Origin of the sequence: Nostoc sp. LPT, from assembly GCF_017115165.1 — a bacterium.
In the GTDB taxonomy this organism is placed as follows: Bacteria; Cyanobacteriota; Cyanobacteriia; order Cyanobacteriales; family Nostocaceae; genus Nostoc.
In genome coordinates this window covers 25890-48205 of the sequence record NZ_JABXKF010000046.1, presented here as the reverse complement: position 1 = coordinate 48205, position 22316 = coordinate 25890, and the positions used below count along the sequence as shown (strand labels likewise).

Here is a 22316-nt window from a genome sequence, read left to right as displayed (position 1 = left end):
TTAGCTGACAAACTGCCACCAGAGTTGTTGCCAGAAGCCCTTGCTGCTGCCAGGGTGATTCAGTCTGAGTATCCTCGTGCCAAAGCCTTGAGTGCCTTAGCTGACAAACTGCCACCAGAGTTGTTGCCAGAAGTCCTTGCTGCTGCCAGGGCGATTCAGTCTGAGTCAAATCGTGCTGATGCCTTGAGTGCTTTAGCTGACAAACTGCCACCAGAGTTGTTGCCAGAAGCCCTTGCTGCTGCCAGGGCAATTCAGGATGAGTATCCTCGTGCCAAAGCCTTGAGTGCTTTAGCTGACAAACTGCCAGATATATTGCCAGAAGCCCTTGCTGCTGCCAGGGCGATTCAGTCTGAGTCAAATCGTGCTGATGCCTTGAGTGCCTTAGCTGACAAACTGCCACCAGAGTTGTTGCCAGAAGTCCTTGCTGCTGCCAGGGCGATTCAGTCTGAGTCAAATCGTGCTGATGCCTTGAGTGCTTTAGCTGACAAACTGCCACCAGAGTTGTTGCCAGAAGCCCTTGCTGCTGCCAGGGCGATTCAGTCTGAGTCAAATCGTGCCTATGCCTTGAGTGCTTTAGCTGACAAACTGCCACCAGAGTTGTTGCCAGAAGCCCTTGCTGCTGCCAGGGCGATTCAGTCTGAGTCAAATCGTGCCTATGCCTTGAGTGCTTTAGCTGACAAACTGCCACCAGAGTTGTTGCCAGAAGCCCTTGCTGCTGCCAGGGCGATTCAGCATGAGCGTTATCGTGCCTATGCCTTGAGTGACTTAACTGACAGTTTGTCACAAATGCAATCTACAAAACTTTTCCCCCTTTTGCAAGATACACTTCATGAGCTATCCCTTCGCACTCGCCGTGATTTGCTGCAAGATATCAAAGCATTGTTTCCAGTTATCTTTGCATTAGGTGGCGAAGCAGCAACAGTAGAACTTGTCAGGGCGATTCAGGATGTGGCGCGATGGTGGAAATAATTTGTACCTCGGCTCCGCTCGGCAACCTAATTCGTAATTTAAGAGAGTTAGATTTAACTTACATCTGTAGCCTGATTTTGGTCAATTGGTATAAGGGGATGCAGGATCTATAGTTTTAAGCAAAGTGCGATCGCCTTTTACAGCTACTCAACCCAATTCTTTAACAACAGCGCTGAATACCAGGTATCGAATTTACAAACTCTCTCTGGTGTCCATGAGGTGGCGATCACAATTAGTCATGAAATCATCACCAGAAATTGTCTAGACTGTCGATGAGCGATCGCCTATATTGGTCTTTCCTACAAAATATTAGGCGATCGCGTTGACGTTGAGCATCTCAAAACTAACTTTTTCTATAAACATCTTTTCGATGCTTGCACTGCAAAATTTGTATGAGTTGACTTTCATCATCAATTTCATAACGAACTCTATAATCACCTATCCGAATACGATATTCGTTATCAGAACCTTTTAACTTGACAATTCCATCGGGACGTGGTTCCGAAGCAAGATATTGGATTTTCTCAATAACACGCAGAGCAATATCATTTGGTAAGTTATCGATTTGCTTTTGTACCGACTTTGAAATAACGATCGCATAACTCATTATCTCTGCTCTGAGCGGTTAGCAAGATATTCATCTATAGTAACTGACTCACCATCTTTATACTCAGCGCGAACTGCTTCAATTTCTGCCAGTGTTTCTGCATCGTCTTCGTACAACGCTTCTTCGGCTTCAAAAATTTGCTGCTCAATTAGCTCTTGAAGTTGACGTTTTTCTGTTAAATCAAGAGAAGATATTGCTTCTGCTAAAGTTTCTAAGGATAGTTGTAATTTAACAATGGCTGGCATTTTTCTCCTATTGGGCGTATTATTTCGCATTTTGACACCATTATGCTGATTTTAACAGTTATATTTTTATCAAGCTGAAAGTTTTTGAGTCGTGTTTCAGGACAAATGCATCTAAATTTCACGCTTGTGTGGTATGGCGCAGTAATTGGATTTGTCTAAACTGCGATCGCGATCGCCCACTCATCCAGTGTTATCGTAAAGAATATTAGGAATTAATTACCAAGACAGATGACTATTACTGTCAACGTTGCCCAAGCAACTGCCAAATTTAGTGAACTTCTGAGTCAGGTATTGCTCGGTGAAGAAGTCGTGATTGCTGAACAGGGGATTCCAGTTGCACGTTTAGTTGCTCTTACGAATACCAGTTCTCCTCGCATTCCAGGCTTAGATAAAGGTAAAGTGTTTATTGCACCAGATTTCAACGAACCTTTACCAGAAGAAATCTTGAGTGATTTTGAAAGTTCTAACCTTATTTAGTAATAAGAGCTTTACTGGATACCCATGCATTCATTTGGTGGGTAACAAATGACCCTCAATTATCTGCCAATGCTCGTAACTTAATTGCTGATTCAGGTAACATCCTATTTTTGAGCGTGGTAAGTGCATGGGAAATTGTCATCAAAAATAAATTAGGGAAACTGACTTTACCTGAACCTGTAGAACAATATATTCCAACTCGTCTGGCAATCAATCGCTTTGAAAGTTTACCTATTCAAATGAGCCATGTTTTGCAAGTTGCTAGTTTACCAAATATCCACCGAGATCCATTTGATCGGATTTTGATTGCTCAAAGCCAAGTAGAGAATTTGCCAATTGTGACAATTGATCAGAAAATTACACAATATCTTGTTCAAACGATATGGTGATCGCGATCGCCCTTCTACAGACTGCGTAGTTTACCGCCGTAGGCATCGCCTATATCAGTCTTTCTTACAGAATAAAGCGATCGCTTACAAAAGTTTTGCCTATGCACGAATATTCATTAACAAGCCACTTTGCGTTTATGCACTCCCCAACTTACGGGAGCAGCTACAGGACTTACGGGAGCAGCTACAGAACTTACGGGAGCAGCTACAGAACTTACGGGAGCAGCTACAGGACTTACGGGAGCAGCTACAGGACTTACGGGAGCAGCTACAGAACTTATGGGAGCTTATAAATACCAATATCTAGTAATTAAGTTACGAAAAATTACTGTTATTACTTAAAAAATTTAGTAAAAAAATTGCGAGTTTTACTGAACCGGAATGTAGTTTAATTGAGGCAAGCTAGCTCTAGCAGCATCTTAAAGGAGTAATTTTATGTCTCGTAAAAAACGCACATCCCGTACTTTAGAAAAAGCTCAGTTAAGATCGGCTGGGCTAAAATCGATTGTTCCAAACATAAAATTTGATGAAAATTATAGTTTGGAAAAACTGATTGAGTCAATTGAGCAGTTACGTAACAAACTTGATGTTTATAATACCGCTCTGTCTGTGGTTGACTCTTCTAAAACTGAAATTGAAGAGATGGAAAAAAACTTGAGTCAGCTTTCTGAGAAGATGCTAATGGTAGTTGCTATCAAATACGGCAAAGACAGCCGTGAATATGAAATGGCGGGTGGTGTTCGCTATAGCGATCGCATCCGCAAAATCAGATCGAGTCGCTTGAAAAATGTTGCAGAACAAGCATCTGATGAAAATACTAAAACTGCATAAAATGCAGGAGTAGGGAAAGAGACGGCGATTTATCGCGTTTTTGAGAAATCCGGGAGAAATTGTTTCCAAAGTACCACCTACGACTTTAGAGTGTTGAAATAACTCAAATAGTTATCTATCTGAAGGCGAGGTATGACAACAAATTTTAGTCGGCGTGAATTTATCTTGCTTGGTTCAGCAGGGTTTGGTACTAGTTTACTGCTGCAAGCTTGCAGTAATAAGGCGACGACACCAATAGCGACAACAACGGGTAGTACTGAAGGGTTTAAAATAGCGATCGCTCTCCCTGGAATGATTACCGACAAAGGCTGGAATCAATCTGGTTATGAAGGCATCAATCTAGCAAAACAAAAGCTAGGTGCCCAAACCGCCTATGTAGAAAAAGTAGCACAAGCAGATCAAACAGAAGTATTAACAGATTTTGCTCGTAAAGGCTACAATCTCATCCTCGCGCATGGCGGACAATTTGATGCTGCAATAGAACAAGTTGCTTCACAGTTTCCCAATACATTTTTTGTGGGAGTAAATGGTAATCTCAAGGCTGAGAATATTGCTTCTTTACGAATAGATCACCTACAAGCTAGTTATTTGTGTGGCATTATCGCTGCTTATATCACTAAATCTAATAAATTAGCTTATATTGCTGGAGAGAAGTTTCCTGCAACCGAAGGAGAACTGCGGGGATTTGAATTAGGAGCAAAGTCTGTTAAACCAAATATCCAAATTACTTCTACTTTTACAGGTGATTGGAATGATGTTGCCAAAGCCAAGGAAGCGACTCTGGCATTAATTTCTTCCGGGGCTGATGTCATCTATCAATGGTTAGATAATGCCTCAGCCGCAGTCTTACAAACAGCAGGTGAAAAAGGAGTATATGCTTTTGGTAACACTAAGGATCAATTAGATGTTGCACCAAAAGCTGTCTTAACCAGCGCTGTCAAACGTTTAGATTTAGCCATAGCTTACATAGGAAAATTAGCCAAACAAAAACAAATCAAAGGACAAATATATACAATTGGGCTAGAAAGAACAGATATATTATTTTTAGGGAAGTTTGGGGCAATCATACCAGAAGCAGTTAAGCAAAAGGTATTGAATGCAAACCAAGAAATTGTTAATAAAAAAATCGTTTTTGAAGACTGCAAAGAGGCTGGTAAGGATACGCGCTGCGTGAAGAAAGCTACAACATAGGTTTAACATACAGATATCTTAAAAACTTTCGTAGTCAGTAAGTTAGCCTAGATTTTGAGGATTAGACCTCTTGCATAAATCAAAAATAAAGAACCCCACTTTGCATTTGAGTAAAGCAAACGCTCTCCTCCCCAAAGCATCCTACGGTGTACACACAAGTCAAATTACCCCCCTTAATCCCCCCTTATAAAGGGGGGAAATAAGAAATATTGTTCCCTCCCCAATACATACGGGGAGGGTTAGGGTGGGGTAGGTCTATTAAAGTCTTCACCACAAGCTATCGGTTTTGTAAATATGAACTATTTACGCTTAAACAATATTACCAAACGCTTTGGGTCTTTTATTGCTAATGACAATATCAATCTCTCTGTTGCATCTGGAACCATTCATGCAATACTAGGCGAAAATGGTGCAGGTAAGAGTACTTTAATGAATATTATTAGTGGACTCTATCAACCTGATGCTGGTGAGATTTATCTCCAAGAGCAACCAATAACAATTACCTCACCAAATGAGGCAATTCAATTAGGTATTGGCATGATTCACCAACACTTCATGCTTGTACCAAAATTGACTGTTGCAGAAAATATAATCTTAGGGACGGAGAAAACTTGGCGGCTCAATCTAAAATATAAACAGCAAGAAATTGCTGCTTTATCCCAAGCTTATGGATTAGAAATTGATCCCACTGCCAAAGTTGAAAATTTATCTGTTGGGGCACAACAACGGGTAGAAATTCTCAAAGTTCTCTACCGTCGAGCAAAGTTATTGATTCTTGATGAACCTACGGCAGTGTTGACACCGCCAGAAGTAGAATCATTAATTGCTATCTTGCGCCAATTAGCAGCCGCAGGCAATACAATTATTTTTATCAGTCATAAATTAGAAGAGGTAATGAATCTCTGTGATTCAGTAACAGTTTTGCGCCAGGGAAAGGTAGTAGGAACAACATCAACTGAAGCGGCGACACCTCAGCAGTTAGCAACATTGATGGTAGGACGGGAGGTAGCTTTACAGTTAAATAAAAGTGCTACGTTCCCAGGAGAAATTATCCTATCGGTGCAAAATTTACAAGTTGCTGATGAAAGAAATATTCTTGCTGTAAATAACGTCTCTTTTGAACTGCGGGCGGGAGAAATTTTAGGAATTGCTGGTGTCGATGGGAATGGACAGCGAGAATTAGCTGATGCCATTGCTCTTTTGCGGACTATTAAACAGGGTAAAATTGAGTTTACGCCCAAGCATTCTTTAGTGGGCTACATCCCAGAAGATAGGCAGACAATGGGATTGGTGTTGCAATTTAGCATCGCTCAAAATTTGATTTTAAAAGCTTTTAAATATTTGCCATTTTGTCGGCGTTTTTTGTTACAACAAGAAGCGATCGCAAATCGTGCCCAAGCTGCAATGCAAGAGTTTGACATTCGGGCGAATGGAATTGATATCAAGGTAAGTCAGCTTTCGGGAGGAAATCAACAAAAAGTGGTGTTAGCGCGAGAACTGGCGCAAACACCAGCTTTAATTATCGCCATGCAACCCACCAGGGGGTTAGATGTCGGGGCGACAGTAGCCGTCCAGTCTCGAATATTAACAGAACGCGATCGCGGTGCCGCAATTTTGTATATTTCTACTGAGTTAGAAGAAGTGATCGCAATGAGCGATCGCATTGCCGTAATCTACAGAGGTGAGTTTGTGGCTATTTTGGATGCAGCTACGGCAAAGGTGGAAGAAATTGGTTTGTTGATGGCTGGGGGAACACCCAGAGAGTAAAATGCCGAGTCTTTATATCATCGGTGGTGCAAATGGTTCAGGAAAAACCACCGTATCGATGAGTTTATTACCAAATTTTCTAGACTGTTTTGAGTACGTAAATGCAGATGCTATTGCTGCTGGACTATCTCCATTAAATCCCGATTCAATGGCTATGGAAGCAGGAAGGTTAATGATTATGCGACTGCGGACATTATCTAATTCAGGTAGTGATTTTGCTTTTGAAACTACGCTAGCAGCTAGAAGTTTTGCACCTTTTATTATTGATTGTAGAGCAAAAGGCTACACAATTAACTTGATATACTTTTGGTTACAAAGCGTTGACTTGGCAGTAGAACGAGTAGCAGCAAGGGTTGCTAGTGGTGGACACTCGATTCCAGAAGATGTTATTCGTAGACGCTACCAACAAGGGCGAAGAAATTTGATTTCTTTATACTTATCTTTGTGTGATCGCTGGATTATCTATGATAACTCTAACAATGATACTAGGTTAGTAGCTGAGTCTCGTCGTGGTCAACAACTTGTTGTTTATGAAAATGCAATTTGGAATCAAATCAGAGGACAGGAAAATGGCTGAACAAGAATTAGAGCTTTTATCAAGCAAAATTGATGCTGGAGTCAAAGCCGCAATTGCAGCAGCGATTGAAAGACATCGCCAGCTTGGTCAATCCATTAGTATTATGCAAAATGGGAAGGTTGTGACTTTAACTGCTGATAAGATTCCAGCATTTCAAAATCAGCAGAACAGTCAGAACAAAATTAACCTGATAGATGTCTGATGAATTGTTCAATTTGATTCAGCTTTGAGGAGTTAATGAACTGCATAGGAAATCATACCTCCAAACCTAACGATCGCAAGTAATCGCATGAAATTCCTCTTACCAATCCTATCACCGCTAATTGCGATCGCCTCCGCTCTCATCGTCGGTGCTATCCTCATGCTAATTGCTGGGGCAAATCCCATCACCGCATACAGCATTTTATTTCAAGAATCTCTCTCTACCTACTTTGGATTTGGTAACACCCTCACCAAAATGACACCGCTATTGTTCGCCAGTTTAGGCGTGTTAGTAGCATTGCGGGCTGGGCAATTTAATATCGGTGGGGAAGGACAAATTTATCTGGGTGCGTTGGGAAGTACTTTAATTGGGTTATACGTGCAAGGATTACCTGCGGTGATTCATATTCCCTTAGCACTTTTGGCAGGATTTTTCTTTGGTGCAGTTTGGGGTTTGATTCCTGGTTATCTCAAAGCAAGGCGCGGAGTAAATGAGGTAATTACTACATTGTTGCTCAACTATATCGCCGTGAATTTAGTTAGCTACCTCGTCCAAAATCCATTAATGGCAACAGGTGCGCCTAGTCCTTATTCGCCATTAATTGCTAAAACATCGCGTTTGCCGATTATATTACCACAAAGCCTCGCCCATGCTGGGATTTTATTCGGTTTAATTGCCGCAGGTATTTTATGGGTATTGTTAGTGCGATCGCCACTAGGTTATCAAATTACGGCAGTGGGATTTAACCCGATTGCCGCCCGTTATGCCCACATATCTGTTGAACGTACTATTATGCTGGTAATGGCTGCTGCGGGTGGTTTAGCTGGGTTAGCTGGGAGTTGTGAAGTGATGGGGTTGAAATATCGGCTATTTGAACAAGTTTCCCCCGGTTACGGATTTGATGCCATTGCGATCGCTTTTTTAAGTCGTGGTAGTGTTATCGGTGTAGTATTTACTTCTTTGTTTTTTGCAGCGCTTCGCAGTGGTGCGAATGTGATGCAGCGTAGTGCAGGTGTGTCGGTAACTGTAGTTTACGCGATTCAGGGGTTTATGGTGTTGTTTATTGCTATCAGTCTCGCGGTGGAAAGAGAAATAAGAGTAAAAACGCAGAGGGACGCAAAGTTTTAACGCAGAGGAACACGGAGAAAACTCTGCGAAACTTTGCGCTTCCCTCTGCGAACCTCTGCGTTAAAAAATAACTCTATGAATAATCTCAACTTCTTCTCTGATTACTTAATAGCTACTTTGCGTCTAGCCGTCCCCTTAGCATTTGCAGCCCTTGGAGGATTATACTCGGAACGATCAGGAGTGTTAAATATCGCCTTAGAAGCAATGTTGCTTACAGGTGCTTTTACTACTGCTGCGGCTACTTTCTACACTAGCAATCCCTGGCTTGGTATCCTCGCTTCCTTAATTGCAGGGGGATTAGTCGGACTACTCCATGCTGTTTTGTGTGTAACTTTGCGTGTCGATCAATTGGTATCTGGGCTAGCAATTAATCTTGTCGCAGCTGGATTAACATCGTTTTTGGCTCGGTTAGTGTTTAGTGGCAGTAGTACACAGCAGTTACCTGGAATCGGGGTAATTATGATTCCTGGTTTAGCCAATATTCCCCTGATAGGGCCGCTACTATTTCAGTCAGATATTTTAGTATATTTATTATTTATCTTAGTTATTTTCACTACATACATTTTATTTAAAACTAGCTTTGGATTGACATTGCGGGCAGTGGGAGAATCTCCGAAAGCTGCTGACACGGCTGGAATTTCCGTACCATTTGTTCGTTATATTGCAGTGGTGATTAGTGGCTGTCTTGCGAGTTTAGGAGGTACTTATTTAACTGTCGTACAAGTAAGATTTTTTGCCGAAGGGATGAGTGCTGGTAAAGGATTTATTGCGATCGCAGCATTAATTTTTGGCAGATGGCATCCTGTAGGTAGTGCTTTGGCTTGTCTGCTGTTTGGGGCTACAGAAGCTTTACAACTGCGAATTCAGGCATTAGGGGCAAATATCCCTTACCAATTTTTGGTCATGCTACCTTATGCGATCGCTTTATTAGCATTAGTGGGTAAATTAGGGAAATCTACACCCCCGAAAGCTTTAGGTACTCCCTACTTTGGAGAAAATCGCCATTCAGACTAATTTAACGTGAGTGGTGTTCGCAATAGCAGAGTAGGGGTGTAAGCTAAAATGGTCTAAGCCAATTAGGAAAAGCAAATTGGGCGTTAGCACGCTAGCAAAATCAGCAGATAATACAATAGCTAGCGTCCCCCAAAAGCCACTCATGCCGCAAAATAACCAAACCGCCGTCGAATTCCGCGATGTCACTTTTAGCCGCAACCATCGCCCATTAGTGTCAAATCTCAATTTCACCATTCGCCAAGGAGAAGCACTGGTATTACTTGGGCGCAGTGGTAGCGGCAAAACCACGACAATGAAGTTAATTAATCGCCTATTTACACCTACACAAGGCGAAGTCTTATTTAATGGCATTCCCACAACTCAATGGGATGAAATTAAACTGCGGCGAAAAATTGGTTACGTCATTCAAGAAGTTGGTTTATTTCCCCATTTCACTGTCGAACGCAATATCGGTTTAGTCCCATCTTTAGAAGGTTGGCAACCCAAACAAATTAAAACGCGGGTTTATGAACTGTTGCAATTGGTAGGCTTAGAACCAGCACAATTTGCTGGGCGTTACCCGCACGAACTTTCGGGAGGACAAAGGCAAAGAGTCGGGGTAGCGAGGGCTTTAGCAGCAGATCCGCCTGTGTTGTTGATGGATGAACCCTTTGGCGCACTCGATCCAATTACGCGGCTAGAACTGCAACAAGAGTTTCGGCATTTGCAGCAAGAATTAGGCAAAACTGTTGTGTTTGTCACCCACGATATTCAAGAAGCCTTTGTGTTGGCATCAAGAATTGGTTTAATGTCTGGCGGAGAATTGCTAGTATTGGGGACGAGAGATGAATTTATGCGATCGCAACATCCAGAAAGCCTCGCCTTTCTGCAATGTCTGCGTTCCCTGCAAGATACTTTATGAAAAATTTCTTTCTGGTTAAGTATGCCCCAGAAATTGTTCAGCATACTCTCGAACATTTATTTTTAGTAGGCATTGCCATTGGAATTGCCATACTTGTAGGCATTCCCTTAGGTATTTTAATTACACGTAAAACTTATCTCCGCCAACCAATTCTCGGCATAGCGAATGTTTTCCAAACTATTCCTAGTTTGGCGCTGTTTGGCTTACTCATTCCTGTTCCCATAATTGGCGGCATTGGTGCAGTACCAGCAATTGTTGCCTTGACTGTATATTCTTTGCTGCCGATAATTCGTAACACTTATACAGGTATTGCTAGCATTGATCCAGCTATTCGAGAAGCTGGGAGAGGCATGGGAATGACAGATAGACAATTGTTATTGCAAGTTGAGATTCCCTTAGCGATGGGAGTAATTCTGGCAGGAGTGCGAGTTGCAACGGTAATTGCCATAGGTATTGCAACTATTGCCGCAGCTATTGGTGCTGGTGGTTTGGGAGTGTTTATTTTTCGCGGCATATCAGTAGTGAACGATCAGTTAATTTTAGCTGGTGCAGTTCCGGCGGCGACAATTGCATTATTGGCTGACTTTGCAATTGGCTGGATAGAGAATAAATTAAAAATTAAAAATTAATGAAGAGATTTTTCACACTTTGCTTTTTAAGTTTTGCCTTGTTATTGGTAATCACTGGCTGCACGCCGAATTTAAATAGTAGTAGCGGTGCTAATATAGTTGTTGCTTCCAAAGATTTTACTGAACAAGATATTTTAGGTGAACTTTTAGCACAGCAAATTGAGGCGACAACTAATTTAAAAGTGGATCGCCGTTTCCGTTTGGGTGGTTCTTTCATCTGTCATAGTGCTATTACTTCTGGGAAAATTGATGCATATATTGAGTACACAGGCACATCTTTTACTGGGATTTTAAAGCAAAAAGCAGTTAATGACCCTGAAGAAGTTTATCAGAAGTTAAAACAACTTTATGCCCAGCAATTTAATCTGGAAGTGATGCCAAGCTTGGGTTTTGAAAACACTTTTGCGATGATTATCCGGGGTGAAGATGCCAAGCGTAACAATATTCAAACTCTCTCCCAAGCTTCTCAATATACACCTCAGTGGCGCGGCGGTTTTGGCTACGAATTTTTGGAAAGGGAAGATGGTTTTCCAGGATTAGCTAAAACCTACGGGTTACTTTTTGCTAAACCTCCCCAAATTATGGACTTGGGTTTAGTATATCGTGCTCTGATTCAAAAACAAGTAGATATGGTGGCGGGTAGTTCCACAGATGGGCAGATTTCCCGCTTAGATGTAGTGGTACTAAAGGATGATAAAAAATATTTTCCTCCTTACGAAGCTGCACCAATTGTTCGACAAGAAACTTTAAAAAAATATCCCGAATTAAGAACAGCGATCGCTTCACTTGCTGGAAAAATTTCGGCAGATGAAATGCGGCGATTAAACTATTTAGTTGAGGGAGAACTACGTGATGTTAAAGATGTTGTCCAGGAGTTTCGCAAATTGAAGGGATTAGGTTTATCTCAAAGATAAGTAAGTAGACGCAAATAATTGGAAGATGGTGTAATAACGCACCAAAAACCTGAAATGGTGCGTTACGGAAGCCTTAACATACCTTACTGTTGTTCGCGCAAAAAGTTCTTTAACCACCTAATGACTTCACTTGTTGTTTGCTCGTTGGCCATTTGGAGACATTGCTGCACAATTTCTCTGACGTTAGGATAGTAGCTGCTTTCTGTAAGCACATAACTCTCTCCCTGTAATCGATAAATTAATAACCGATTACTCTTTAATATCCAAACTTCTGGTACTCGATAAGGCAAGAAATCATTAACGTCAGTGTAGCTGGTCACATCTATTTCAATTGCTAAATCTGGTGGTGGATCTGACTCCCAATCAATTCTTTTTTTGCCTACCACTGCTCTGCAATTTTCAATGTAAAAGCAAAAATCTGGTTCAATGCCACTAATTTCTGGCAAGCTCATGGTGATGGGCGTAAATGACTCGTATATGCGGTTTAAGTGGTCAAGTAAAGCTATTACTATTAATGCCAGTAAACTCGCATCTCTTCCATGCTCTGGGAGCGGTGCCATCAGTAAAATTTCTCCTCTGCGATATTTAATGCGAGGTGAGGAGCGATCGCCTAGTTGCTGACTCAATACTTGATAGTCTTTCCAGTTTCCCAAAAGCTTCAACACCGCGCCAGGTGGTAACTCGATTCTTTCTGGTGTAATTACAGTATCCATAATTAGCTCACATTTGAGATATTGGCGTAGAGGCGTTCGCGCAGCGTCTCCAAGAGTTGCGGCTTGTCGCCAGACATCGCATTACATCGAGGATAAGATTAAACAACCACAAAATTGTTGTTCGTGAGTGACAACCCAGGAGATAAGCCGGCAAATTGTACCTGAGTAAATGCGTTTGCACTACCATCAGAGTCGAAGAACAATGCACCTGTAGTGGAGTTATAAATAAATCGCTCTTTGCTAGTGGTTGCAGATTCTCCAAGTGTAAACTGACTTGCCTGAAGTACACCTGCTGATAAACCGCCACCAAAACCAGCAGCCGACATCTGAATTAGTTCATTCGGTTCATTATTGGCACCGAAGTCACGTATCAAATCGAGACCTTCATCGAAACTATTGAAAACAAAGGTATCAATGCCACCTTCCCCAAACAGCCGATCATTACCCTTGCCACCGATGATGATCGCATCACCACTGCCACCTCTAAGGGTATCATCACCATTGCCACCGTTGAGTGTATTATTACCAGTAGTATTAGAGGCTACTATCAGGGAATCATCACCATCGCCCCCATCTAATATGTTGGCACTTGAACTGTAGTTAGCATACAAAGTATCGTCACCAACACCACCGATGAGGGTGTTATTACCATAGGTATCAAAGGCTGTCAGAGAATCATTACCATCGCCCCCATTTAATAGATTATCGTCTGCCGAACGGGAAACATCCAATGTATCGTCACCAACACCACCGTTGAGGGTGTTATTGCCAGAGGTAGTATCCCCAATGTAAATTCCAAGTTTGTCGTAAATCTCACTCCAGGCCCGTAAAGAATCATTGCCATCGCCTCCATTGAGGAGGTGATTTCCTGTAGAAAGACTAACATCCAAGAAATCTTCACCAGCGCCGCCATCTATTGTATCGTTGCCATTGCCTGAGCGGAGCGTATCATTACCATTGCTTCCGACTAGATAATCATCGTAGTTTGTACCTGTGATATTTAATTGTTCGATATTTTTGTAGCTAAACACTGTTGTGTCCGGTGTCGTCGAAATTGCTCCAATGTTAGTAGTCGGATTGAAAGTCGAAGTAATTCCGGTGGTAGCACTGCTATAACTCAAAGACAAAAAGTCGTTACCTGTTCCCCCATCTACCGTTTGAGTCACTAACGTCGATAGGGAGCCGAAATTTAAAAAATCATCGCCACTCCCGCCATTAAGGATGTTATTGCCGATATCATCATTGAGAGTATCATTGCCATCGCCACCATTGAGAGTATCATTGCCATCGCCACCCCTCAAAATGTCATTGCCACTTAAGCCTTGAATAATGTCATCACCTGCTTGACCATTGATCACATCATTGGAATTGTCAAATCCACTAACATTGTTGTCGATGTCGTTTAGGAAGGTGACTGTGTTTTTTTTAAAGACAGTGCTTTGGGTGGAGTTAGCATCGAAGACATCAAAGCTGTCAGTGATGCTAGTTTGCCCAGAAAACAAAATATTGCCTAAGTCTACTGTGGCTCCAGTAGATAAGCTTAGGTTATCCAGGTTGGACAAGGCAAAGTTTTCCAGGATGAATCTGGTATCACCATACTCTTGAAAGCTGATTGACAAACTTGTGCCATTCTGGGTGAGAAGCAAATTGTCGGCAGTGAAGCCACTATTGTCCTGGAATATCAGAGTATCGACTTCGGCGATGACTGCTGCTGTGGGGTTTATTCCTTCACCTACTCCAGTAAAATCGGCGATTGTATGAGTGCCAGTGTTAATCGTGTAGTCACTTATATAAGTCGTCTCGTCAAATAAGCCTTTGTAAACAAATTTATCCTTACCACCGCCGCCTGTGAGGCTATCCTTACCACCACCGCCTGTGAGGCTATCATCGCCATTACCACCGTTGAGGGTGTTATTACCAGTAGTATCAGAGGCTGTTAGAGTATCATTGCCATCGCCCCCATCTAAGAGGTTATCCCCAAATGAACCGCTAGCATCCAAAGAGTCGTCACCAATACCACCGTTGAGGGTATTATTGCCTAAAGAGCGATTGTCTCCGAAAGCGGCGACGTATCTGCCAGAGGTGAAGAGAGAATCATTGCCATTGCCACCAAAAAGCCGATTATTGCTTGAGGGGGAGTCAGCATACAAAGTATCGTCACCAACACCACCATTGAGGGTATTATTGCCCGCACCACCCCTCAATATATCATTGCCACTTAAACCTTCAATAATGTCATTACCTCCCTGACCATTGATCACATCATTGGAATTGTCAAAACCACTAACATTGTTGTCGAGTTCGTTTAAGAATGTGACTGTGTTTTTTTTAAACACAGTGCTTTGGGTGAAGTTGGCATTGAAGACATCAAAACTGTCGGTGATGCTAGTTTGCCCAGAAAACAGAATATTGCCCAAATCTACAGTGGCCCCAGTAGATAAGTTTAGGTTATCAAGGTTGGATAGAGCAAAGTTTTCCAGGATGAATTTGTAAATATCAAACCCTTGAAAGCTGATTTCCAGGTTGTTACCATTCTGGGTGAGGATCAAGTTTTGGGCAGTGAAGCCAGTATTGTTCTGGAAACTTAGGATATCCACTTCGGCAATGACTGCTGCTGTGGGGTTTGTTCCTTTACCTACTCCACCGAAATCGGTGATCGTATTAATGTAGTTTGAGGCGCTATCAAAAAATATATCATTGCCACCGTTACCAGTTAGGGTGTCGTATTGACTAAAGTAATCTGAAGTACCCCGTAGGGTGTCGTTACCGCTGGTTCCAATGATAATTGCCATAAGTTTTTCCTACCTGAATCGATTTTTGGAGTAACTCTAGTTGTCAATAATCGAGTTAGTGCTATTTAAACGCGTCTTTCCAATCTCCCAAAAGCTTCAACACCGCGCCAGGTGGTAAGGCGATTCTTTCTGGTGTAATTACGGTATCCATAATTAGCTCACATTTGAGATATTGGCGTAGACGCGTTCGCGCAGCGTCTCCAAGAGTTGCGGCTTGTCACCAGACATCGCATTACATCAAGGATAATGATTAAACAACCACAAAATTGTTGTTCGTTAGTGACAACCCAGGAGATAATCCGGCAAATTGTACCTGAGTAAATGCGCCTGCACTACCATCAGAGTCAAAGAACAATGCACCTGTAGCGGAGTTATAAATAAATCGCTGGAGAAGAGTGGTTGCAGATTCTCCAAGTGTAAACTGACTTGCTTGAAGTACACCTGCTGATAAACCGCCACCAAAACCAGCAGCCGACACTTGAATTAGTTCATTCGGTTCATTATTGGCACCGAAGTCACGTATCAAATCGAGACCTTCATCGAAACTATTGAAAACAAAGGTATCAATACCACCTTCTCCAAACAGCCGATCATTACCCTTGCCACCGATGAGGATAGCATTGCCACTGCCACCTGTGAGGGTATCATCACCATTGCCACCTATGACGGTGTTATTACCAGTGGCACCAGAGGCTATCAGGGAATCATTACCATCGCCCCCATCTAATATGTTGGCACCTGAACCGTAAACCTCCAATGTATCGTCACCAACACCACCGTTGAGGGTGTTATTACCAGAGGCAAAAACGGCAGAGAGAAAATCATTACCATCGCCTCCATCTAATAGATTATCATCTGCTGAACTGTAAACATCCAATGTATCGTTACCAGCACCACCGTTGAGGGTATTATCGCCAGATACGCTAACCTCAACATAATTTCCGAATTCGTCGTAAAAGGAACTTCGGGCCTGTAAAGAATCATTGCCATCACCTCCATTGAGCAGGTGATTTCCTTTTGAAAAACTAACATCCAACAAATCTTCGCCAGCGCCGCCATCTATTGTATCGTTACCATTGCCTGAACGGAGCGTATCATTACCATTGCTTCCCAAAAGATAATCATTGTAGTTTGTACCTGTGATATTTAATTGTTCGATATTTTTGTAGCTAAACACTGTTGTGTCCGGTGTCGTCGAAATTGCTCCAATGTTAGTAGTCGGATTGAAAGTCGAAGTAATTCCGGTGGTAGCACTGCTATAACTCAAAGACAAGCTGTCGTTACCTGTTCCCCCATCTACTGTTTGAGTCACTAACATAGATAGGGAGGAGAAATTTAAAGAATCATTGCCATTTCCGCCATTGACGGTGTTATTGCCATCGCCACCATCAAGAGTATCATTGCCATCGCCACCATTGAGAGTATCATTGCCATCGCCATCCCTCAAAATGTCATTGCCACTTAAGCCTTCAATAATGTCATCACCCCCTTGACCATTGATGACATCATTTGAATTGTCAAATCCACTAACATTGTTGTCTAGGTCGTTTAGGAAGGTGACTGTGTTTTTTTTAAAGACAGTGCTTTGGGTGGAGTTGGCATCGAAGACATCAAAGCTGTCGGTGATGCTAGTCTGCCCATAAAACAGAATATTGCCCAAATCTACAGTAGCTCCAGTAGATTTGCTGAGGTTATCCAGATTTTCTAAGGCAAAATTTTCCAGGATGAATCTGGTATTACCAAACCCTTGAAAGCTGATTGACAAACTTGTGCCATTCTGGGTGAGAAGCAAATTCTTGGCACTGAAGCCACTATTGTCCTGGAATATCAGAGTATCCACTTCGGCTATGATTGCTGCTGTGGGGTTTGTTCCTTCACCTACTCCAGTAAAATCGGCGATTGTATGAGTACCAGTATTAATCGTGTCGTCGCCTGTGAAAGTATTAGTCCTGTCTTTGCTTAAGCCTTTGTAAACAAATTTATCCTTACCACTGCCGCCTGTGAGGCTATCATCGCCATTACCGCCTGTAAGGCTATCATCGCCATTACCACCGTTGAGGGTGTTATTACCAGTGGCACCAGAGGCTGTTAGAGTATCATTGCCATCGCCCCCAGAAAGAAGGTTCTTGCCAGATGAGCGAGAGTTGAAGGTAAAGTCAAAATTTCGGTAAATATAGCCATAGATGTCTAGAAAATCATTGCCATGGCCTCCAAAAAGCAGGTTATCGCCATTTGAACCACTAGCGCTCAAGGTATCATCACCTGCACCACCATTGAGGGTGTTATCGCCATCTGAGCGAGAGTTATCCAGTGTGTACTCCGCACTGATTTGACTCCCAGAGATGGAGAGAGAATCATTGCCATCGCCGCCATTAAGCAGATTATTGCCTAATGAACCGCTAGCATCCAAAGAGTCGTCACCAACACCACCGTTGAGGGTATTATTGCCTAAAGGGCGATCGTCAACTTCTTTGCCGAAATAGGTGAAGTTTCGGTCGCTGCCAGAGGTGAAGAGAGAATCATTGCCATCGCCCCCAGAGAGCAGATTATTGCCTGAGGGGAAGTCAGCATCCAAAGAGTCGTCACCAACACCACCGTTGAGGGTATTATTGCCCGCACCACCCCTCAAAAGGTCATTGCCACTTAGGCCTTCAATAATGTCATCACCCCCTTGACCATTGATGACATCATTTGAATTGTCAAATCCACTAACATTGTTGTCTAGGTCGTTTAGGAAGGTGACTGTGTTTTTTTTAAAGACAGTGCTTTGGGTGGAGTTGGCATCGAAGACATCAAAGCTGTCGGTGATGCTAGTCTGCCCATAAAACAGAATATTGCCCGAATCTACAGTGGCTCCAGTGGATAAGCTTAGGTTATCAAGGTTGGACAGGGCAAAGTTTTCTAAAATGATTTTGTCAAAGCTAGACCTTTGAGAGTTGATTTCCAGGTTGTTACCATTCTGGGTGAGGATCAAGTTTTGAGCAGTGAAGCCACTATAGTTCTGGAAATTTAGGGTATCCACTTCAGCAATGACTGCTGCTGTGGGGTTTGTTCCTTTACCTACTCCATCGAAATCGGCGATTGTATTAATGAAGTTTGAGCCGTCACCAAAAAAAAATATATCTTTGCCACTGCCACCAATTAGGGTATCGTAGTAATCGTTGTAATCTAAAGCGCCTTGTAGGGTGTCGTTACCGCTAGTTCCAATAATAATTGCCATAAGTTTTTCCTGATTGAATCGATTTTGGGAGTAACTTTTAGTTGTCAATAATCGAGTTAGTACTGTTTGATGGCACAAATAATCTGCCAAAAGTTGAAGCTTTCGGCATATCTTATTCAGTCTTTAGATAGAGTCACAAATTGTTCATTAAAGATTTCCCCTTTAATTCGCTGGCAAACATTACTTATCTATGTATTGAGGACTATCTAAGTTTTAAGCACTGTACAAAATTTAGTTAGTTTGTCAACGTATAAGTCTTACTAGTTTCAAAATAGGGAACACTTGAGACAGCATAAAACAGGAAATCTTTATGCATTCGTTGTCGGCGTAGCTTGCCGCCGTAGGCATCGCCCTTGAATTTCTATCTGGAAAATAGGAAACATCAAAATAACCCAACAATAACTAAATATCGAATATTTACTTAGATGTCTATCTTTTCCAAAAATCTTTGCATACTCTTCATATTTGTAACCGTTCAAGTGGGGGGTAAGAGAGTATTGGTGTCAACTTTAACGTGAAAGCCAGCCTAGAACCAGCTTTTAGATATTGGCGTAGACGCGTTCGCGCAGCGTCTCCAAGAGTTGCGGCTTGTCGCCAGACATCGCATTACATCAAGGATAAGCGATCGCAGGATTCATAAATTAAATAAACAAATTATTATATCAAAGGTTTTTGCTTACAAATACAAAGCCACGGCTCTTCTTGGATACAGAATCATTTGTCAGCATTGCTTTCCATAAATCTGTTGTTTTTACCCACACTGGTGGATACTTGTAACGAGAAACATCAAGAATTAAAAACCTATCTGTTTGCTCATTATATGCTGCTACAGGAGAAATATGTCCGCCTTTCTCTTGACCAATTTCTTTGCGTAAATAGTTTACTAAAATGAAATTTTGCGGTTGTTTTAAATTTTCTGCTGCTTGTTTACGGAACTCCTCTAAACTAGTGTCGGTAGCGTGGTAAACATTAACTTTAACGCCATAGCTAGCTAATAATTGCCCTAATTGATCTAAAGTCATACCTTGACGAGACACAACTTCAGGAGCTAGGACTTTTTTTGTATTATCATTACTAAAAAAGTTTTCTTGAGTAAATACTCGATATGGCTTGTACTGCTGTGCTTCTGGTGCTGGAATTTGTAAACCATTCAGTACCATAACCATACTAGCAACACCACAATATGCCTGATTATTTTGAGTGATGAATTGCATACTCAGTGGAAAAAAATCTTCTTTTGATTTACTGTCAACTAAGAATTTTTCACCTTCCGGGGTATTAAAACCTACTAAGTTAGAGGAAAGCGGTAATGTTTGAGAGAGAACGCTGCCGCTAGAGATACATAATCCAATAGTTAAAGCTTTGAAAAATGTTTTACTTATTTTTTGTAACATAGCATTTACAAGTGCTGTAAAATTTTCAAATCAGATCGTATTAATAATCTCACACCAAGATGCTAAATAAGTATAAAATTTTCGGAGAAATGGGATAAAAATGTTTACTGTTGCTAAACCGAAGCGAGTTGCGAGCGTAATCTTTTCTTTCAGCATCTTACTTTACAGCCAAGTAGCATCAGCCGCCTTAACTTTACCCTTACACAGCAAGAAGGGAATGGTGGTTTCAGCCCATCCTCTAGCAAGTGAAGCAGGAATTTCGATGTTACGCAAAGGTGGTAATGCAGTGGATGCAGCCGTAGCTACAACCTTTGCACTTTCTGTAGTTGAGCCTTTTTCAGCCGGAATCGGCGGCGGCGGATTTTTGCTGATGCACTCTGAGAAAACTGGCGAGATGAAAGCGCTAGATTTCCGCGAACGCGCACCCCTGAAAGCTACAAGAAATATGTATTTAGAGGCAGAAGGAAAGGTGCGTCCGAATGCAAGTATTAATGGTTATTTGGCAGTAGGGACACCAGGAACGGTGGCGGGACTTTATGAAGTGCATCGTCGCTATGGTAAGCTTTCTTGGCAAGAGGTAATGAAACCTGCGATCGCACTCGCTAAAGATGGCTTTATTGTTAGTAATGTAGTAACTTGGCGTTCTCTGCAAGCAAACGATCCCCGCAAGCAAGTAGTTCTCAACAATCCCGCAGCGCGAGAAATTTTCACTCGCAACGGTGAATTTTACCAACCAGGAGAGAAGCTAGTGCAGCGTGATTTGGCACGTACTTTAACAGCAATTGCCGAAAATCCCCAAAGTTTTTACACCGGAAGTATTGCTCGTGCGATCGCTTCTGATATGGTAAAAAATGGTGGTTTAATTACTCTCGAAGACCTGAAAGCTTATAAGCCAATCTGGCGCACTCCCGTTTGTGGCAATTTCCGCAAAGCTAAAATTTGCTCAATGCCACCACCATCATCAGGAGGCGTTCACCTATTGCAGATTTTAAATATTATCGGTGACACCGATCTAAAATCTTTAGGATGGCATCATCCAGACGCGATACATTTAATGGTAGAAGCAATGAAGATTGCTTATAGCGATCGCTCAAAATATTTAGGCGATCCTGATTTTGTCAAAGTCCCCGTACAAGAACTGCTCAGTCCAGCTTACGCCAAAAAACGCCGTCAAGAAATTAATATGCAAATGGCTCGACCCTCCACCGAAGTCAAGCCAGTAGATTTGAATTCAAAATGTCTGCGTCTTCCCTCATCCCCTTGTCTTCCGCATGAATCTCCCCAAACCACTCATTTAAATGTTGTGGATGAACAACACAACGCCATAAGTCTGACTTTCACGATTAACCTCATTTTTGGTGCTGGTGTGGTGACACCGGGAACTGGAATTATCCTTAACAATGAGATGGATGATTTTGCAGCTGCGCCAGGAGTGCCTAATGCCTTTGGTTTAGTTGGTAACGATGCCAACAGCATTGCACCCCGCAAAACTCCTCTATCCAGCATGACTCCCACAATTGTCACAGAAAATGGTCATTTTCGGATGGCAGCGGGTGCACCTGGTGGTAGCACCATCATCACCCAGGTTTTGCAAGTAATCCTGAACGTGCTGGAATACAACATGGATGTTGGTGCGGCTGTTTCTGTTCCACGCATACATCATCAATGGCTTCCAGATGAGTTGCGCGTCGAATCCTGGGGCTTGGATGCTCTAACTTTGCAAGATTTACGCAGACGGGGACACAAAATAAAGGAAACTACTCCTTGGGGTAATGGTAACGCGATCGCTATTACATCTGATGGAACTTTAGAAGGAGCAGCCGATCCTCGCGGTGAAGGTTCCCCTAGAGGTTTGTAAGCGAGTAACAAACTCAGACCAAAGAATAACTAATGACCAATGACCAATGACAAATGACTATAAATTTTGGATTGTTGACTCTGCGTAACTGCTGCTGCCAAACTCGTTTGCCCGTGCACTAGGTACTAGTGTCCAACCTGCTTTCAAAAGTTTTTGATAAGTTGCCCAACCTTTAGAACCACCTGGTATTTGATAATCTGGGACTGCAAAATGTCCAAAAGCTGTGTAGGGACGCCAGGGTTGATTGGGTTCTGTCTGCAAATACAAAATTTTCTCTCCATCGCCACCAGACTTAGATAACCAGCACATTTGTCGATGCATTGCAAACTCCTTTGTTTTCAGCTAATAGTGCATAATAGCAGACTTTTGTCAAGTAAATTACCACCCTTGGGGATAACTTTTTGCCTAATACTTTAGACAAAATGTAATTAAGTTCTATCCACTGCGAGATAATTGCTTAACAACTCATAGCCTGGAAGACAGCTGCTAACGGGACAT

General features: G+C 42.2%; 21 protein-coding genes and 1 pseudogene. 15 read left to right on the top strand and 7 right to left on the bottom strand.

All coding sequences use genetic code 11. The features are described 5' to 3' along the window. Positions 1-969 (top strand): annotated as a pseudogene (locus HWQ58_RS10380) (hypothetical protein); the annotation flags it as partial. A 343-nt stretch (positions 970-1312) separates the two neighbouring features. Here the strand turns inward: HWQ58_RS10380 and HWQ58_RS10375 are convergent. Together HWQ58_RS10375 and HWQ58_RS10370 are read right to left on the bottom strand one after the other, a co-directional pair. Next, positions 1313-1576: a type II toxin-antitoxin system RelE/ParE family toxin gene (locus HWQ58_RS10375; RefSeq protein ID WP_292861294.1), complete on the bottom strand. Its 264-nt coding sequence runs from the start codon at positions 1574-1576 to the stop codon at positions 1313-1315. Then, positions 1576-1821 (bottom strand): hypothetical protein, encoded by a 246-nt coding sequence (locus HWQ58_RS10370; RefSeq protein WP_292861291.1) that lies wholly within the window; start codon positions 1819-1821, stop codon positions 1576-1578. Before HWQ58_RS10370 ends, HWQ58_RS10375 begins: the two co-directional genes overlap by 1 nt. Before the next feature lie 228 nt (positions 1822-2049). Between HWQ58_RS10370 and HWQ58_RS10365 the strand changes: the two genes are divergently transcribed. The 13 genes from HWQ58_RS10365 to HWQ58_RS10305 all read left to right on the top strand — a co-directional run bounded on the left by HWQ58_RS10365 (position 2050) and on the right by HWQ58_RS10305 (position 11841). Beyond that, positions 2050-2298, top strand: coding sequence for a type II toxin-antitoxin system Phd/YefM family antitoxin (locus tag HWQ58_RS10365; protein ID WP_292861288.1), 249 nt, complete (start codon positions 2050-2052; stop codon positions 2296-2298). 2 nt (positions 2299-2300) lie between these two features. Continuing rightward, positions 2301-2687 (top strand): type II toxin-antitoxin system VapC family toxin, encoded by a 387-nt coding sequence (locus HWQ58_RS10360; RefSeq protein ID WP_094352412.1) that lies wholly within the window; start codon positions 2301-2303, stop codon positions 2685-2687. A 129-nt stretch (positions 2688-2816) separates the two neighbouring features. Further along, positions 2817-3029: a hypothetical protein gene (locus HWQ58_RS10355; protein ID WP_292861285.1), complete on the top strand. Its 213-nt coding sequence runs from the start codon at positions 2817-2819 to the stop codon at positions 3027-3029. Positions 3030-3122: 93 nt separating this feature from the next. Then, complete coding sequence (locus HWQ58_RS10350; RefSeq protein WP_292861282.1) at positions 3123-3518, top strand: hypothetical protein; 396 nt, start codon at positions 3123-3125, stop codon at positions 3516-3518. A gap of 132 nt (positions 3519-3650) precedes the next feature. Continuing rightward, on the top strand, positions 3651-4709 hold the full coding sequence (locus HWQ58_RS10345; protein WP_292861279.1) for a BMP family protein: 1059 nt from the start codon (positions 3651-3653) through the stop codon (positions 4707-4709). A gap of 294 nt (positions 4710-5003) precedes the next feature. Continuing rightward, complete coding sequence (locus HWQ58_RS10340; protein WP_292861276.1) at positions 5004-6476, top strand: ABC transporter ATP-binding protein; 1473 nt, start codon at positions 5004-5006, stop codon at positions 6474-6476. Position 6477: 1 nt separating this feature from the next. After that, entirely contained in the window at positions 6478-7053 is a 576-nt protein-coding gene (locus HWQ58_RS10335; protein WP_292861273.1) for a zeta toxin family protein, read from the top strand. Further along, entirely contained in the window at positions 7046-7255 is a 210-nt protein-coding gene (locus HWQ58_RS10330) for a hypothetical protein (protein ID WP_292861270.1), read from the top strand. The genes HWQ58_RS10335 and HWQ58_RS10330 overlap by 8 nt, the downstream gene beginning before the upstream one ends. 87 nt (positions 7256-7342) lie before the next feature. Then, complete coding sequence (locus HWQ58_RS10325; RefSeq protein WP_292861267.1) at positions 7343-8383, top strand: ABC transporter permease; 1041 nt, start codon at positions 7343-7345, stop codon at positions 8381-8383. Between the two features lie 75 nt (positions 8384-8458). Further along, positions 8459-9397 (top strand): ABC transporter permease, encoded by a 939-nt coding sequence (locus HWQ58_RS10320; protein WP_292861263.1) that lies wholly within the window; start codon positions 8459-8461, stop codon positions 9395-9397. 142 nt (positions 9398-9539) lie between these two features. Then, positions 9540-10298 carry an ATP-binding cassette domain-containing protein gene (locus HWQ58_RS10315; protein ID WP_292861297.1) on the top strand — a complete coding sequence of 253 codons (759 nt, stop codon included), beginning with the start codon at positions 9540-9542 and terminating at the stop codon, positions 10296-10298. Then, positions 10295-10927: an ABC transporter permease gene (locus HWQ58_RS10310; protein WP_292861260.1), complete on the top strand. Its 633-nt coding sequence runs from the start codon at positions 10295-10297 to the stop codon at positions 10925-10927. Before HWQ58_RS10315 ends, HWQ58_RS10310 begins: the two co-directional genes overlap by 4 nt. After that, a complete protein-coding gene (locus HWQ58_RS10305; protein ID WP_292861257.1) occupies positions 10927-11841 on the top strand; it encodes a glycine betaine ABC transporter substrate-binding protein in 915 nt (304 codons plus the stop codon). The genes HWQ58_RS10310 and HWQ58_RS10305 overlap by 1 nt, the downstream gene beginning before the upstream one ends. A gap of 83 nt (positions 11842-11924) precedes the next feature. On the opposite strand, the gene HWQ58_RS10300 is transcribed toward HWQ58_RS10305, so the two are convergent. From HWQ58_RS10300 to HWQ58_RS10285, 4 genes are all read right to left on the bottom strand, one after another. Next, positions 11925-12554: a Uma2 family endonuclease gene (locus HWQ58_RS10300; RefSeq protein WP_292861253.1), complete on the bottom strand. Its 630-nt coding sequence runs from the start codon at positions 12552-12554 to the stop codon at positions 11925-11927. Between the two features lie 98 nt (positions 12555-12652). Next, a complete protein-coding gene (locus HWQ58_RS10295) occupies positions 12653-15346 on the bottom strand; it encodes a calcium-binding protein (protein ID WP_292861250.1) in 2694 nt (897 codons plus the stop codon). A 250-nt stretch (positions 15347-15596) separates the two neighbouring features. Beyond that, positions 15597-18566: a hypothetical protein gene (locus HWQ58_RS10290; protein WP_292861247.1), complete on the bottom strand. Its 2970-nt coding sequence runs from the start codon at positions 18564-18566 to the stop codon at positions 15597-15599. 662 nt (positions 18567-19228) lie between these two features. After that, complete coding sequence (locus tag HWQ58_RS10285; protein ID WP_292861244.1) at positions 19229-19960, bottom strand: phytochelatin synthase family protein; 732 nt, start codon at positions 19958-19960, stop codon at positions 19229-19231. A 100-nt stretch (positions 19961-20060) separates the two neighbouring features. Here HWQ58_RS10285 and ggt point away from each other — a divergent pair, with 100 nt between their 5' ends. Next, positions 20061-21818, top strand: coding sequence for a gamma-glutamyltransferase (gene ggt, locus HWQ58_RS10280; RefSeq protein WP_292861241.1), 1758 nt, complete (start codon positions 20061-20063; stop codon positions 21816-21818). 57 nt (positions 21819-21875) lie between these two features. On the opposite strand, the gene HWQ58_RS10275 is transcribed toward ggt, so the two are convergent. Continuing rightward, complete coding sequence (locus HWQ58_RS10275; protein ID WP_292861238.1) at positions 21876-22139, bottom strand: hypothetical protein; 264 nt, start codon at positions 22137-22139, stop codon at positions 21876-21878. Positions 22140-22316 lie beyond the last annotated feature (177 nt).

Coding starts and splice junctions, on each gene's coding strand:
- HWQ58_RS10375 (WP_292861294.1), bottom strand. CDS start 1,576: ATGAGTTATGCGATCGTTATTTCAAAGTCGGTACAAAAGCAAATCGAT.
- HWQ58_RS10370 (WP_292861291.1), bottom strand. CDS start 1,821: ATGCCAGCCATTGTTAAATTACAACTATCCTTAGAAACTTTAGCAGAA.
- HWQ58_RS10365 (WP_292861288.1), top strand. CDS start 2,050: ATGACTATTACTGTCAACGTTGCCCAAGCAACTGCCAAATTTAGTGAA.
- HWQ58_RS10350 (WP_292861282.1), top strand. CDS start 3,123: ATGTCTCGTAAAAAACGCACATCCCGTACTTTAGAAAAAGCTCAGTTA.
- HWQ58_RS10345 (WP_292861279.1), top strand. CDS start 3,651: ATGACAACAAATTTTAGTCGGCGTGAATTTATCTTGCTTGGTTCAGCA.
- HWQ58_RS10340 (WP_292861276.1), top strand. CDS start 5,004: ATGAACTATTTACGCTTAAACAATATTACCAAACGCTTTGGGTCTTTT.
- HWQ58_RS10335 (WP_292861273.1), top strand. CDS start 6,478: ATGCCGAGTCTTTATATCATCGGTGGTGCAAATGGTTCAGGAAAAACC.
- HWQ58_RS10330 (WP_292861270.1), top strand. CDS start 7,046: ATGGCTGAACAAGAATTAGAGCTTTTATCAAGCAAAATTGATGCTGGA.
- HWQ58_RS10325 (WP_292861267.1), top strand. CDS start 7,343: ATGAAATTCCTCTTACCAATCCTATCACCGCTAATTGCGATCGCCTCC.
- HWQ58_RS10320 (WP_292861263.1), top strand. CDS start 8,459: ATGAATAATCTCAACTTCTTCTCTGATTACTTAATAGCTACTTTGCGT.
- HWQ58_RS10315 (WP_292861297.1), top strand. CDS start 9,540: ATGCCGCAAAATAACCAAACCGCCGTCGAATTCCGCGATGTCACTTTT.
- HWQ58_RS10310 (WP_292861260.1), top strand. CDS start 10,295: ATGAAAAATTTCTTTCTGGTTAAGTATGCCCCAGAAATTGTTCAGCAT.
- HWQ58_RS10305 (WP_292861257.1), top strand. CDS start 10,927: ATGAAGAGATTTTTCACACTTTGCTTTTTAAGTTTTGCCTTGTTATTG.
- HWQ58_RS10300 (WP_292861253.1), bottom strand. CDS start 12,554: ATGGATACTGTAATTACACCAGAAAGAATCGAGTTACCACCTGGCGCG.
- HWQ58_RS10295 (WP_292861250.1), bottom strand. CDS start 15,346: ATGGCAATTATCATTGGAACCAGCGGTAACGACACCCTACGGGGTACT.
- HWQ58_RS10290 (WP_292861247.1), bottom strand. CDS start 18,566: ATGGCAATTATTATTGGAACTAGCGGTAACGACACCCTACAAGGCGCT.
- HWQ58_RS10285 (WP_292861244.1), bottom strand. CDS start 19,960: ATGTTACAAAAAATAAGTAAAACATTTTTCAAAGCTTTAACTATTGGA.
- ggt (WP_292861241.1), top strand. CDS start 20,061: ATGTTTACTGTTGCTAAACCGAAGCGAGTTGCGAGCGTAATCTTTTCT.
- HWQ58_RS10275 (WP_292861238.1), bottom strand. CDS start 22,139: ATGCATCGACAAATGTGCTGGTTATCTAAGTCTGGTGGCGATGGAGAG.